The following is a 14,134-nucleotide window of genomic DNA, read 5'->3' as shown; positions in this document are numbered from 1 at the left end:
GACCTTAGATCCACAAATGCCTATAACAGTGTTTCGCAATCAAATACGAGCCTGTTGCTCATAACCCGGCCAGACCAGATTCTGATTTAAATAAGACCAGAGCCGGGTCGGTGGCATAGCCAACCAATAAATTACATGTCAGCCTGACTGGTGCATGTAACTCATTCATTAAAGCATAGGTCGATACACGCAAAATAATTATGTCAGTAAAACACCCTATTATTGCAATTACCGGTTCTTCAGGTGCTGGCACTACCACCACCACGAATGCTGTGCGCCACATCTTTAGGAACCTGAATATTAATGCAGCTATGGTTTCTGGTGACAGCTACCATCGCTTTACTCGCCCCGAAATGGAAGTAGAAATCCGCAAAGCACAGGAACAAGGTCGCCACATCAGTTATTTTGGCCCCAGAGCCAATGACTTTGAAATGCTGGAAAAAACCTTTAAAGAATACGGTGAGACCGGTCAGGGTAAAAGTCGCCAGTATTTACACACCTTTGATGAAGCTGTGCCTTTTAATCAGATGCCCGGTACCTTTACTCCCTGGCAAGATTTACCCGAAAATACCGATTGCCTGTTTTATGAAGGCTTACATGGCGGAGTGGTAACCGAAGAAATCAATGTTGCTAAACAAGTAGACCTGCTGGTAGGCATGGTGCCAATCGTAAACCTTGAGTGGATCCAGAAAATCGTGCGCGACACCTCTGAACGCGGGCATAGCCGCGAAGCTGTAATGGGCAGCATTGTGCGCAGCATGGAAGATTACTTTCGATTTATTACCCCGCAATTTAGTCAGACCCACATTAATTTCCAGCGTGTACCCACCGTTGATACTTCCAACCCCTTTAGCCACAGAACCATTCCCTCATCTGACGAAAGCTTTGTCGTTGTGCGTTTTCGTCGGGAGATGAAGAATGTGGACTTTCCATTCTTGTTACAGATGATTGATGGTGCCTTTATGTCTCGGATAAACACCCTTGTGGTACCGGGTGGCAAAATGGGTTTGGCGATGGAACTGATACTGACACCCTTGATTGAAGAAATCATGGATAAAAAGCGTCGCTCCAGCTTTCAAATGGATTGGGTTGCCGACAAATAATAGTCCGGTGATAGACCTTATTTTCCTGTTACAAATTAACCGACCAATGGTCATTAAGTTGTATTCGTAACAATTGGAAACACTTTCCCCCGTCTGCTTACATTCCAGGCGGTTTATTTTTAGCTGAATTCACCTATATTGGTTGTTAGTTGAAATAACAATTGGAAGCATCATGGGACAAGAGACCCCAAAAATCTTAGTGGTAGACGATGACATGCGCTTGCGCAGTCTGTTAGAGCGCTATCTGGTAGAACAAGGTTATCAGGTACGCAGTGCCGCCAACTCCGAGCAAATGGACCGCTTTCTGGAAAGAGAGAACTTCCACTTAATGGTTTTGGATTTGATGCTACCTGGTGAAGATGGTCTGTCTATATGTCGCCGCCTGCGCCAAAAAGAAAACAAATTGCCCATTGTAATGCTAACAGCCAAAGGTGACGAAGTAGATCGCATTATCGGCCTGGAAATGGGTGCCGATGATTATCTGCCTAAGCCCTTTAATCCCAGAGAACTGTTAGCCCGTATCAAAGCGGTATTGCGCCGCAACTCCAGCGAAGCGCCGGGTGCGCCCTCCAGAGAAGAACAGGTAGTCTCGTTTGGCCAATATAGCCTAAACCTGGGAACTCGTGAGATGCTGGCCAATGGCGAAGCCATTACCCTGACCAGTGGTGAATTCGCGGTTTTGAAAGCGCTGGTAACTCATCCCAGAGAACCTTTATCCCGTGACAAGCTGATGAATTTGGCCAGAGGCCGAGATTACAGTGCTCTTGAGCGCAGTATTGATGTGCAGGTATCCAGATTAAGACGCATGCTGGAAGAAGATCCCGCTAATCCTCGCTATATTCAGACCGTCTGGGGCTTGGGCTACGTGTTTGTGCCCGACGGTGACAACGCGCCAGCTGCCGCTAATCAATAATTCTACCGGGTTCTTGTAACCCGGTTTGCCAAGAAGTTCTCATGCGCATAAAACCACAAAGTGCCTTTGGTCAGACAGTGTTGCTGATTGGTGTGTTACTGTTGATCAATCAGGTGGTGTCCTATCTGTCGGTCACCTACTACTTTATCGGACCCAGTTACAAGCAGATTAACAGTCTGCTGGCCACCCAAATCAAAGTGTTATTTATTGATGGCATGGATCACAGGGACCCGATTTTCCACCAGCGCTTTTTCGAAGCCACCGGAATTCGCATCTACAGCGAAGAGCGCGCTCTGGAAAACGGCCTGAATGACGCGACTTATTATCAGTTCTTCACCCGCGAAATGTCTCAGGAGTTGGGCGGTCCCGCTGAAGTACGAGTAAGAGTGACTGAAGAAGGGCAAAACGTTTTTTGGATCCGCCCTCCGCAAGCACCGAATTTCTGGATCACGGTGCCCTTAAGCAGTGTTAATGATCCGAATATCTCACCCCTGACCTTCTTTTTAATGGTAATAGGAGTGTTAAGTGTTGCCGGCGGCTGGTTATTTGTGCGGCGCTTAAACCGGCCATTGCTGGCGTTACAAAAAGCCGCAATCAAAGTAGGCAAAGGTGACATTCCACCGCCATTGGCAGAGGAAGGCTCAACCGAAATCGTGGCGGTAACTCAGGCCTTTAATCAGATGGCAAAAGGCATTAAACAACTGGAAGACGACCGGGCCTTGCTGACGGCGGGTATCTCCCACGATTTACGCACCCCACTTACCCGCATCCGGATTGCCACTGAAATGTTGCCTGAAGACCAGGATTGGATCTCCGAAGGTATTATTCACGATATAGAAGACATGAACGATATCATCGACCAGTTCATAGACTATGTGCGACAGGACAAATCGGAAAAACGCGAGCAGACCGACATTAACGAACTGATCAATGATGCTGTGCTGGCCCGCAATATCGAAGAACATCACAATATTGAACTGCAACTGGCAGAGTTGCCGCTGATATTGGTACGCAAAGTAGCGATTAAACGGGTTCTGGATAACTTGATAGAAAACGCCTTTCGCTACGGCAGTGACAATATTCTGATCAGCTCTGAATATAACAAAAAAGCCCAAACAGTGACTTTTTGTGTGCGGGATTTTGGTAAAGGCATCCCGGAAGCAGATATTGAAGACCTGTTCCAACCCTTTAAACAGGGGGATAAAGCCAGGGGTTCAGTGGGTTCAGGCTTGGGTCTGGCCATCATCAAACGCATAGTGGATATGCATGGCGGCAAAGTTCGTTTGGAGAACCATCCACAAGGTGGCTTACAAGCGATTGTCACTCTGACTACAAAAAAATAAGCCCGGTAAAAACCGGGCTTATTCAGAATAATTTCTTATTACAGTTTAGGGCCAGCATTTCTGATGGCATCAGAAACATCATACTTTTCAAAGTTAGCTGAGAATTCAGAGATCAGCTTTTCCAGATACTTCTGATACTCAGCCTGGTCTTGCCATGTCTGTTGTGGGTCCAGCAACTTGCTATCAACGCCAGGCACAGCAACCGGAATGTCCAGACCTAATTGTGACAAGCGACGGGTTGCAACGCCGTCCAGTTTACCTTCAACAATGGCAGTAATAATGGCGCGCGTAGTAGGAATGTCGAAACGTTGGCCGACACCATAAGGACCACCTGTCCAGCCAGTATTCACCAGGTATACCTTGCTGTTAAATTCACGAACTCGCTTCATTAATAACTCGGCATAAACGCTGGCCGGACGCGGGAAGAATGGCGCACCAAAACAAGTAGAAAAGGTTGATTCGATAGCTGCTGTAGAGCCAATTTCAGTAGAACCCACTTTCGCCGTATAACCGCTAAGGAAGTGATAAGCCGCAGCTTCATCGGAAAGTACCGATACTGGCGGTAACACACCACTCACGTCACAGGTTAAGAACACAACAGAGCGAGGCTCACCGGCGCGATTTTCCAGTTTGCGTTTTTCTATGTGTTGTAACGGATAGGCAGCACGCGAATTTTGCGTTAACTCAGTATTGCTGTAGTCAGGGATACGATTCTCATCCAGGTGAACGTTTTCTAAAATAGTACCGAACTTAATCGCATCCCAAATAACGGGCTCTTTCTCTTTGGACAGATCAATACATTTAGCATAACAACCGCCTTCCAGGTTGAATACGCTCCCCTTGGCCCAACCGTGCTCATCATCACCAATCAGGAATCTCGCAGGGTCCGCAGATAAGGTGGTTTTGCCGGTTCCAGACAAACCGAAGAATAAGGTTACACTGTCATCAGTGCCTACGTTGGCAGAACAGTGCATAGGTAAAATGTCGTGCTCTGGCAACAGGTAATTCTGTACAGAGAACATGGCCTTTTTCATTTCGCCTGCGTAGCGCATGCCGGCCAGTAATACTTTTTGCTGCTTAAAGTTGATCATAACTACACCATCACTGTTGGTGCCGTCTACTGCTGGATCACATTTTAAACCAGGTACGTTGATAATTTGCCAGGGCGTTTTATCGTGAATGTTCCACTGCTCAGGCGCAATAAACAAATTGCGGGCAAACAGCTGTTGCCATGCAGTCTCAGTGCGCACGACAACCGGCAAACTAAATTGTTGGTCAGCACCGACTTCCAGATGGGAGGCGTAATAATGCTTTTGTTGTAATAAATACTGTTCGGCTTTGTCCCATAAGGCATCAAATACGGATTCTTCAACCGGCTTGTTAACTTTACCCCAATCAATATTGTGTTCGGTGCTGGCTTCTTTTACCAGAAAGCGATCATTAGGAGAGCGGCCTGTGCGTTCCCCGGTTTTTACGACAAAGGCGCCGTTTGCTGCAAACTGGCCTTCACCCGCCAACATGGCGCGCTCCAGAAGTTCAGATGGAGTTAAGTCGATAAGTTGATTTTTCGGGGATGCCGTCATTTTTGATTGCCTCTGAGTAAACTTTCAGGATGAACTACACTTTTAAAACCGGCGCAATTCTACTCAATTCAGGCGCTTAAACAAGTCGCCAGCCCATAGAAGTACCACAAAGCTGACTAAACTTTCATATTTACTGTATTTATATTTCAAATAAGCTGACAGAATAAGCACACAAACAACCAGCAACACTTTGTTTTAATTACACTTTTAAATTATGTAACCGAAACTGAAAGTACAACACCACAGTTTCAGGAAAAGAAAGTGAATAACTATTTTTTTGCAGATTTTTTTAAAAAGAGTTGTTGGCGGGCGGTTAATGTCAACTTTAAGCTACATAACGCCCGAAACCAGGAGTCTTTGATTAATAAATGTACTTATTGTATCGACTGCGATTGTTCAAAAGTACCAGCGTGTATGGCTTCCACATCCATTGCATCATAATTGTATTCGGCATGACAGAACTGACAGTTCATGGTTATTTGCCCTTGCTCGGCAATTAAACCCCGTAACTCCTGCTTATCGACACTTTTCAGGGCTAAAGCACTTTTCAGCTTGCTACACGTACATTTGAACTGAACTGTTTGTGGTTCAAATAAGCGCACCTGTTCTTCATGAAACAGGCGATGTAACACCTGCTCAAAGGACAATCCAGTGAGTTCTTCGGTTTTCAGTGTTTCCGCCAGTTTTGTGAGATGCTCAAACTCAACGTTGTCTTTGTTCACTGAACTTTCCGCCGAATCGGGGATCACCTGTAAGAACAGGCCCGCGGCTTTTTGATTTGCCGCATCAACCCGCAGCTCAATATGGGTTGGCAACTGCTCTGACTGAATAAAATAGGCTTCCAGACACTGCGCCAGAGTAGGTTTATCTATTGCCACAATGCCCTGATAGCGCTGGCCATTTTCTGGTGTAATGGTGATTGTAAAAATACCGCCTTTGAAAATATCCACAAAGCCTTGTTGTACAGGCTCTTCTTGCCAACGAGCGATACCGCGCATTTCCTGCCGGTCATTGGCGGTCACCAAAGCATATTTTACCGCGCCATTGCCCTGTACCTGCAGGCTCACTTCGCCTTTAATCTTTAAGGTAGCCACCAACATCGAGGTGGCCACGGCCATTTCTCCCAGCACCACCTGAATAGATTCAGGGTATTGTTGAGCCGTTAACAGCTGCTTGAAGGTGTCAGACAACTTTACGATTTCACCGCGTACATTAACGTTGTCGAACAAAAATCTTTGAATTTGGTCCATTAAGGGCTCCAATGTAAAACACCGTATTGGCAGAATTAACTGTGTTTTAGTTTAATAATCTCGCGCCGCTGTTTTTTGTCAGGGCGATGTTCTGGTCGTGGGCTATGAAAGGCATTAAGCTTCCGTGCGGCCGCATTTTGGGCGCGCTTTTCGGCACTGAGCAGGGTTTCCTCGTAGAGTTGCTGCGCCAGTGGCGCCGATTGCCTTTGCTCCGACACTCTCAAAACAGTAATAATTTTTTCATCGAATCCCTGCGGCACTTTGATCAAAGCACCGGGCTCCACAATTTTGCCAGGTTTTGCTTTGGCACCATTGTACTGAACTTTCCCGGCATTGATGTTGTCTCTGGCAATACTCCGGGTTTTAAAGAATCGGGCCGCCCACAACCATTTATCCAGTCTTACCGAGACTTCCTGGCTGGTGTTGGCGTCACTTTTTTTACTGTTTTTGTGCATAGCCTCCTAATTTAGGGCCTGGGTGCATGAATTCAAGCAAAAAATGTCGGTTTGTTCAGTCTGTATTTAGACAAATCGCATAAACTGCTTTTAATAAAGTCGCTCCGTTTTCATTTTGGGACAGTCGGGTATTAATTTTTTTGTAATTAATCGCAATTAGAGTTGTACGGCTTTAAGTGACTGACTATGATGGTCCCCCGAAATAAAAGCTCAATAAGAATTAAACGCCCTATAAAGAGCCTTAAGCAACGATATTTTTAAATGGCAACAGCACAGATAACGACAGACCAGCTATGGTCATTTTGGCAAAAGCATCAAAAAACAATTAATTTATTGGTAGTAATTCTACTCAGTATATATCTGCTTGCTTATGCGGCTGAGCTGTTCTGGCGTCTCTTTCCCGAACCAGAAGCCGGTAATCGACAGGTTGCCGTCACGCAGGTAGCCGGCAACGGCAATAAAAAACAACAAACCAATATTAATGCCATCAAACGACTAAAACTGTTCGGCGACCCTAGCGCAGTTAAACAAGAAGTTAAGCCGGTGGTTCAGGATGCCCCAGAAACGCAACTCAACCTTACCCTTACCGGATTAGTGGCCAGTACTGAAGAACAAGACGGCGCAGCCATTATTGAAAACCGGGGTGAGCAAAATACCTACGGCATTGGCGAGAAAGTCGATGGTACCCGTGCAGTCGTTAAAGAGGTGATGCCAGACCGGATCATTATCGACAATGGTGGCCGCATGGAAACCCTGATGCTGGACGGCCACGATTTTAAACAAGCGTCGTCGCAGGCTAATAGCAGTAATCTGGTAAAAACCGCGCCTGCTGACGCCCCAAGAGATCGATTGCGCAAGCCAGCGATACAAACTTTTGATGAAGATGCCGCCATAGTAGCCAGAACGCTGCGAGACTCGCCCACAAAATTCACTGATTTCATCGCCATCCAACCCCACCGCGAAGAGGGTAAAATAGCCGGATATAAAGTTAATCCCGGCAAAGATCCCGCACTCTTTGAGGCTGCGGGGCTACAAGCGAATGATATATTGACCGAAATTAACGGCCTGGACCTCACCGACATACAACAGTCGATGGAAGCCATGAAAATGCTGCGTTCTGCCGAATTTTTGCAAATTAAGCTGTCCAGAGACGGGGCAGTCACCACACTTGATCTTGAACTACCCGCCTCTGCCGGAAACTAAAAAAGGAAAGACTTATGAGGAAATTTCGTCCGCTGATAAAAGGCCTGATGGCTGCTACTATCGCGTCTATGATAGCCCTCAATTCTCCGGTGTATGCCGCAGAATACTCGCCAAACTTTAAAGGCACCGAAATTACCGAATTCATTAATATTGTCGGTAAAAACCTGAAAAGAACCATCATAGTCGATCCCAATGTGCGCGGTAAAATTACCGTGCGTAGTTACGATTTGTTAAGCGAAGAGCAGTATTATCAGTTCTTCCTTAACGTTCTGCAGGTATACGGCTTTGCGGTAGTGGAGATGCCCAGCGGCGTCCTCAAAGTGGTGCGGGATAAAGACGCCAAGTCTTCCAACATTCCGGTGGTAGATGGTCAGCTATTCGACGGCGATGAAATGATCACCCGCGTTGTGCCGGTTTACAGTGTACCGGTAAGAGAGCTGGCTCCCATCTTAAGACAACTAAACGATCAGGCCGGTGGCGGTAACGTTATCAGTCACGATCCGTCAAACGTGATGATGATCACCGGTCGTGCTGCGGTGGTAAATCGCCTGACCGAAATTATCGAACGGGTAGACAAAGCCGGTGACCGGGAAGTTGAAATTGTGAAGCTGCGCTTTGCCTCTGCCAGTGAAATGGTACGTATCTTAGAGAGCATTAATAATTCTCAAGGTAAAGGCAGCACACCAGACAACCTGGAACCGAAAGTAGTTGCCGACGACAGAACCAACAGTGTTATCGTCAGCGGCGATATCAAAGCCAGACAGCGCATCATCACGCTGATCAACCGTTTGGACAAAGAGCTGGAGTCCAATGGTAATACCCGGGTTATCTTCCTTAAATATGCCAAGGCAGAAGATCTGGTTAACGTCTTACAAGGCGTCAGTGCCAGTATTGCTCAGGAAGAACAAGGTACGCAAAACAATCGCAACGCTCGACGCAATTCCTCTCGCGATGTCAGTATTGATGCCCACATGGACTCTAACTCACTGGTAATTACCGCGGAACCCGACATGATGTCCTCACTGGAAGAAGTTATTCGCCAGTTAGACGTACGCCGTGCTCAGGTGCAGGTAGAAGCCATTATCGTAGAAGTATTTGAAGGCGATGGCACCACCCTGGGTATTCAGTGGGCCACAGAAGCCGGTGGTGGCCAGCAATTTACCAATGGCGTAGTACCAATTGGCTCGCTTGCTCTGGGTTATGATCAAGCACAAGATGAAACCACTACCACCACAACCTTCAGCCAACCCACGGATGGTGGCGATCCAATCCAGACCGAAACCACCAATACAGAGCAAGGAGATCCAGATTTATTGGCGAACCTGCTAGGTACTGTAAACGGTTTTCTAGTGGGTGCAGTTAAAGACGACTGGGGTGCGGTACTGCAGGCAGTCAGTACTGATACCAACTCAAACATTCTGGCCACGCCACATTTGACCACCATGGATAATGAAGAAGCCTTCTTTATTGTAGGTCAGGAAGTCCCCATCATTACCGGAGCGTCCACTGGCTCTAACAACGCTAACCCTTTCCAAACGGTAGAACGCAAGGAAGTGGGTATTAAGCTGAAGGTGACACCGCAAATTAACGAAGGCAACGCCGTACAATTGGTTATTGAACAAGAAGTATCCAGCGTAAGTGGTGCCACTTCGGTTGATATTTCTATTAATAAGCGTGAGATCAAAACGACAGTGATGGCCGATGACGGCGGTACTATTGTACTGGGTGGCCTGATTGACGAAGACGTACAGGAAAGTATTTCTAAAGTGCCGCTATTGGGTGATATCCCTTATCTGGGCAATATTTTCAAATCCACTACTACAAGCAAGCGCAAGCGCAACCTGATGGTGTTTATTCGCCCGACTATTATTCGCGATGGTATTACCATGAATAAGATCAGCCACAAGAAATACAACTTTATTCGCGCTGAGCAATTAAAACGCGAAGAAGAAGGGGTTGCCCTGATGCCATTTACCGATACTCCGACACTGCCGGAATGGAATGACGAACTGCAATTACCGCCTTCTTTTGACGAATATTTAAAAGAAAAGAATAAGAAAGACTAGCCCATGAGCGAAGAACTAATTGCGGAACAACGAGAAGCGGAAGAAGAAGCCCTTTTGCAAGAGGAAGAGGTTCAACTACCATCGCAATTGAGCTTTGGTTTCTCGAAACGTCACAGAGTATTGCTGGATAGTATTGCTGTGCCTGCACAGCTATACCACACAGCAGATACCGAATTATCAGCCTTCCAGGAAGTGCGTCGCTTTTTAGGCGCACCCTTTGAACTTCAGGAAGTTGACAACGATCGCTTTGAAAAACTGCTCACCGACGCATTCCAACGCGACACTTCCGCTGCCAAGCAATTGATGGAAGACATAGGTAACGAAAGCGATTTGTTTTCCCTGGCGGAAGAGCTACCCGAAACAGAAGATCTGTTAGAAAGCGAAGATGACGCACCTATCATCAAACTGATCAACGCCATGTTAGGTGAAGCCATCAAAGAAGGCGCTTCTGATATCCACGTAGAAACCTTCGAAACCCAGTTAACAGTGCGTTTCCGGGTAGACGGTGTATTACGGGAAATCCTCAAGCCAAACCGCAAGCTGGCCTCCATGTTAGTGTCTCGTATCAAGGTAATGGCCAAACTGGATATCGCTGAAAAGCGGGTTCCCCAGGATGGTCGTATTACCCTGCGTATCGCCGGACGCGCAGTTGATGTGCGGGTTAGTACCATGCCCACCGGACATGGTGAACGGGTAGTACTGCGTCTATTAGATAAAAATAATGCGCGACTTAACCTGGAAGATCTGGGCATGACTCAGGCCAACCGGGATAAGTTTTCTGATCTGATCCGCAAACCCCATGGCATCATCCTGGTTACCGGTCCAACCGGTTCTGGTAAAAGTACCACCTTGTACGCGGGCCTCAGCGAAATAAACTCTAAAGACCGCAACATCTTAACGGTAGAAGACCCTATCGAATTTGATTTACCTGGCATAGGTCAGACGCAGGTTAACAGCAAAGTAGACATGACCTTTGCCCGAGGCCTTCGCGCCATACTGCGTCAGGATCCTGATGTGGTGATGGTAGGTGAGATACGGGACCTGGAAACCGCACAAATTGGTGTTCAGGCCAGTTTAACCGGTCACCTGGTAATGTCTACGCTGCACACCAATACTGCTGCTGGTGCCATTACCCGTCTGGAAGACATGGGCATTGAACCCTTCCTGTTATCTTCCAGTTTACTGGCGGTATTATCACAGCGTCTGGTGCGAACCCTGTGTGAAGATTGTCGTGTGCCCCATCATCCCACTAGCCAGGAAATGCATATTTTGGGCATTACCGAAGAACAGTTGGAGCAACATACCATTTATGCTGCCGGAGGCTGTGTAGCCTGTAACCATACCGGCTACAAAGGAAGAACAGGCATTCATGAATTGCTGCTGGTAGACGAAAATATTCGTGAACTGGTACACAATGGCCATGGTGAACAGGCCATTGAAAAGTACATTCGCAAATCCACCCCCAGCATCCGGGAAGATGGATGTCGCAAAGTACTGCAAGGCGCGACAACACTGGAAGAAGTGTTACGCGTAACAAGGGAAGAATAAATGGCGGCTTATTCCTTCAAAGCCATTGATGCCAATGGGCGCAATAAAAGCGGCATTCTGGAAGGCGATAATGCCCGCCAAATTCGCTCACAACTGCGAGAGAAAGGCCTGATCCCACTGGAAGTGGAACAGGCTGCGGAAAAAGAACAAAAGCTGTCCAAAGGACTGCAACTGTTCCAGCCAAAGATATCGCCTAGCGATCTCGCCTTATTGACCCGTCAGTTAGCCACCCTGGTTGAATCGGCTTTGCCGCTGGAAGAAGCGTTATTAGCTGTGGCGGAACAGTGCGAAAAGCCTCGCCAGAAAAACATGATGATGGCGGTGCGCAGTAAAGTCGTAGAAGGCCATTCATTGGCCGATGCTATGGCTGAGTTTCCCTATGTATTTGACCAATTATTCCGCGCCATGGTGGCAGCGGGTGAGAAATCCGGGCACCTGGATACGGTACTGAACCGTCTGGCGGATTACACGGAAAAGAAACAACACACCCGTAGTATAATTATTCAGGCCATGGTTTACCCCACTATCATGGTGGTGGTGGCGCTGGTTATTGTAACGCTATTGCTTACTTACGTAGTGCCCAAAATCGTGGGCCAGTTCGATACCATGGGCCAGGAACTGCCCGGCGTTACTCAGTTTTTGATCAACCTGAGCGATTGGGTAAAAGCCTATATATTCCACACCATCGGACTCATTCTGGTGAGTATTATGCTGTTTAAACACCTGATGAAAAAAGAAGCCTTCCGGTTACAGGTTCATCGACGTTTATTGTCATTTCCGGTGTTTGGCAAGGTGATCAAGGGGCTGAATACCAGCCGCTTTGCCAGTACCTTAAGTATTCTTACCGCCAGCGCTGTGCCCATTCTGGAAGGTATGCGCATTTCCGGTCAGGTATTGCTCAACGATTACATCAAAAAGTTAATTTTAGAAGCCGCTGAAATGGTTCAGGAAGGTTCTAGTCTGAAAGTGGCCTTGGGCAAAACCAAAGTATTCCCACCCATGATGATGCACATGATTGCCTCCGGTGAGAAAAGTGGTGAACTACAACAAATGCTTGGCAGAGCTGCCAATAATCAGGACAGGGAGTTTGAAATGCAGGTGAGCGTTGCGCTCAGTATTTTAAGTCCCATGTTGATATTGGTTATGGCAGGCATCGTATTTTTTATCGTAATCGCGATTTTGCTACCCATAGTGTCGCTTAATTCGATTGTGTAACAGGAGTAAACAACATTGAAAAACAAAGGTTTTAGTTTAATCGAAGTCATGGTGGTCATACTGATCATCGGTATTATGACAGCCATTATTGCCCCGAATATTCTGGGTAATACCGAAGAAGCCAAGCTGAAAAAGGCCGCCATTGATATCCAGCAACTGGAAAGCGCATTGGAAATGTACAAATTGCGCAACAACGTCTTCCCATCCACAGAACAAGGACTGGAAGCCTTAGTGACCGCTTCCAACATAGAGCCGGTACCGCGCAATTTCCCCACTGATGGTTTTATCAAGCGTTTACCGCAAGACCCGTGGGGCAATGATTATCAGTTACTGAACCCAGGTGAAATGGGCACTATTGATATCTTCAGTAGCGGTCCGGATGGTCAACCAGGCAGCGATGACGACATCGGTAACTGGAACATCAACGACTTCCTTAACTAATAAATAATGCCAACAGCAATCACCTCAATGCGTAAAAACACCTATGGCTTTAGCCTGATTGAGGTGATGGTGGTGCTGTTTCTGATTGGTCTGTCTGTGGCTGTTGTAGTACTCAATTATTCCGGCAGCGATTACGACAAAGAACTGCAAAAGAAAGCCCAAAGATTTCAGATAGTCTTCGATATGGCTTCCAATTATGCGGTACTCAATCAGGTGCAACTGGGTTTGCGGGTCGAACCGGAAAAGAACCAGTATTTTTTCATGTTCCTCAACGACCAGGACAAATGGCGTCCGCTTCAGGGTGATGACATCTTCGCCCCCCAGGAATTTGAAGAAGATTTTTCACTTGAACTGGAACTGGATGATTTGCCCTGGGTTCAGGAAGACAGTTTATTCGACGCTGGCATTTTCGATGAAGAACTATCAGTCTCAAATGAAAGTACCGACATCGGTAATGAAGAGGAAAAAGAGCCTGAGCCACCACAAGTGTTTATTTTTTCCAGCGGGGAGTTCACGCCTTTCAGTCTTATTTTTAAGTTTGAGCCGCAATTCGGTGAAGCAGCGCCGGTTTATTTTCGGGTAAACGGCGAGGAATATACACCGCTCACCATGGAAGGCCCTCTGGAGTTTCTATGAACAGCAAAGGATTAACATTACTGGAAGTGATGGTAGCGCTGTTTATTTTTGCATTAACGGCCACGTCGATAATGAAAGCAGCCAGTGAGCACATCCGCGGCATCAGTACCCTGGAAGATATGACCCTGGCCACCTGGGTCGCCAATGACGAGTTAAACAAGCTGATCACCGAGCGCAAGTGGCCACCGGAAAATAATCTCAAAGGCAGTACCGAATTAGCTGGTAGAAACTGGTACTACCAACACCTGGTGACAGAAACTCAAGACAAAGAGTTACGCCAGGTTGAGGTAGTCGTAGCTCAGGATCAGCAAATGGAATCGGTGCTCACCTCGGTTGTCACCTATATCTCCAACCCTTCACCAGCACCCGTGGATTAAG

The 14,134-nt window shown here is 47.0% G+C and carries 13 protein-coding genes; 10 read left to right on the top strand and 3 right to left on the bottom strand.

Features of this window, described 5'->3' with window-relative positions; all coding sequences use genetic code 11:
- Positions 1-200 precede the first annotated feature (200 nt).
- From ACXAD8_RS15960 to envZ, 3 genes are all read left to right on the top strand, one after another.
- Positions 201-1,103 carry a phosphoribulokinase gene (locus tag ACXAD8_RS15960; RefSeq protein ID WP_475230737.1) on the top strand — a complete coding sequence of 301 codons (903 nt, stop codon included), beginning with the start codon at positions 201-203 and terminating at the stop codon, positions 1,101-1,103.
- 172 nt (positions 1,104-1,275) lie between these two features.
- Positions 1,276-2,016, top strand: coding sequence for an osmolarity response regulator transcription factor OmpR (gene ompR / locus ACXAD8_RS15955; protein ID WP_475230735.1), 741 nt, complete (start codon positions 1,276-1,278; stop codon positions 2,014-2,016).
- Between the two features lie 41 nt (positions 2,017-2,057).
- Entirely contained in the window at positions 2,058-3,359 is a 1,302-nt protein-coding gene (gene envZ, locus ACXAD8_RS15950; protein WP_475230733.1) for a two-component system sensor histidine kinase EnvZ, read from the top strand.
- 38 nt (positions 3,360-3,397) lie between these two features.
- Here envZ and ACXAD8_RS15945 read toward each other — a convergent pair whose 3' ends face one another.
- The 3 genes from ACXAD8_RS15945 to hslR form a co-directional block, all read right to left on the bottom strand.
- Positions 3,398-4,942: a phosphoenolpyruvate carboxykinase gene (locus tag ACXAD8_RS15945; protein WP_475230731.1), complete on the bottom strand. Its 1,545-nt coding sequence runs from the start codon at positions 4,940-4,942 to the stop codon at positions 3,398-3,400.
- Between the two features lie 374 nt (positions 4,943-5,316).
- A complete protein-coding gene (gene hslO / locus ACXAD8_RS15940; protein ID WP_475230729.1) occupies positions 5,317-6,192 on the bottom strand; it encodes an Hsp33 family molecular chaperone HslO in 876 nt (291 codons plus the stop codon).
- Positions 6,193-6,227: 35 nt separating this feature from the next.
- On the bottom strand, positions 6,228-6,647 hold the full coding sequence (gene hslR / locus ACXAD8_RS15935) for a ribosome-associated heat shock protein Hsp15 (protein ID WP_475230727.1): 420 nt from the start codon (positions 6,645-6,647) through the stop codon (positions 6,228-6,230).
- Between the two features lie 261 nt (positions 6,648-6,908).
- Between hslR and gspC the strand changes: the two genes are divergently transcribed.
- The 7 genes from gspC to gspI are packed head-to-tail and all read left to right on the top strand — an operon-like array spanning position 6,909 to position 14,133.
- Positions 6,909-7,850, top strand: coding sequence for a type II secretion system protein GspC (gene gspC / locus ACXAD8_RS15930; protein WP_475230725.1), 942 nt, complete (start codon positions 6,909-6,911; stop codon positions 7,848-7,850).
- A gap of 47 nt (positions 7,851-7,897) precedes the next feature.
- Complete coding sequence (gene gspD / locus ACXAD8_RS15925; RefSeq protein ID WP_475232991.1) at positions 7,898-9,916, top strand: type II secretion system secretin GspD; 2,019 nt, start codon at positions 7,898-7,900, stop codon at positions 9,914-9,916.
- Positions 9,917-9,919: 3 nt separating this feature from the next.
- Entirely contained in the window at positions 9,920-11,464 is a 1,545-nt protein-coding gene (gene gspE / locus ACXAD8_RS15920) for a type II secretion system ATPase GspE (RefSeq protein WP_475230723.1), read from the top strand.
- Positions 11,465-12,679 carry a type II secretion system inner membrane protein GspF gene (gspF, locus tag ACXAD8_RS15915; protein WP_475230721.1) on the top strand — a complete coding sequence of 405 codons (1,215 nt, stop codon included), beginning with the start codon at positions 11,465-11,467 and terminating at the stop codon, positions 12,677-12,679.
- A gap of 15 nt (positions 12,680-12,694) precedes the next feature.
- Positions 12,695-13,120 carry a type II secretion system major pseudopilin GspG gene (gene gspG, locus ACXAD8_RS15910; protein ID WP_475230719.1) on the top strand — a complete coding sequence of 142 codons (426 nt, stop codon included), beginning with the start codon at positions 12,695-12,697 and terminating at the stop codon, positions 13,118-13,120.
- A gap of 27 nt (positions 13,121-13,147) precedes the next feature.
- Positions 13,148-13,756, top strand: a complete 609-nt coding sequence (gene gspH / locus ACXAD8_RS15905; RefSeq protein ID WP_475230717.1) for a type II secretion system minor pseudopilin GspH — start codon at positions 13,148-13,150, stop codon at positions 13,754-13,756.
- The gene (gene gspI / locus ACXAD8_RS15900) at positions 13,753-14,133 is read left to right on the top strand and encodes a type II secretion system minor pseudopilin GspI (protein ID WP_475230715.1); all 381 of its coding nucleotides are present in this window, start codon (positions 13,753-13,755) and stop codon (positions 14,131-14,133) included. The genes gspH and gspI overlap by 4 nt, the downstream gene beginning before the upstream one ends.
- Position 14,134 lies beyond the last annotated feature (1 nt).

The sequence above is a fragment of the Planctobacterium sp. AWH2_060 genome (assembly GCF_056158425.1).
Note: the sequence above shows the minus strand (reverse complement) of the source record. Positions and strands in the feature narration are given on the sequence as shown.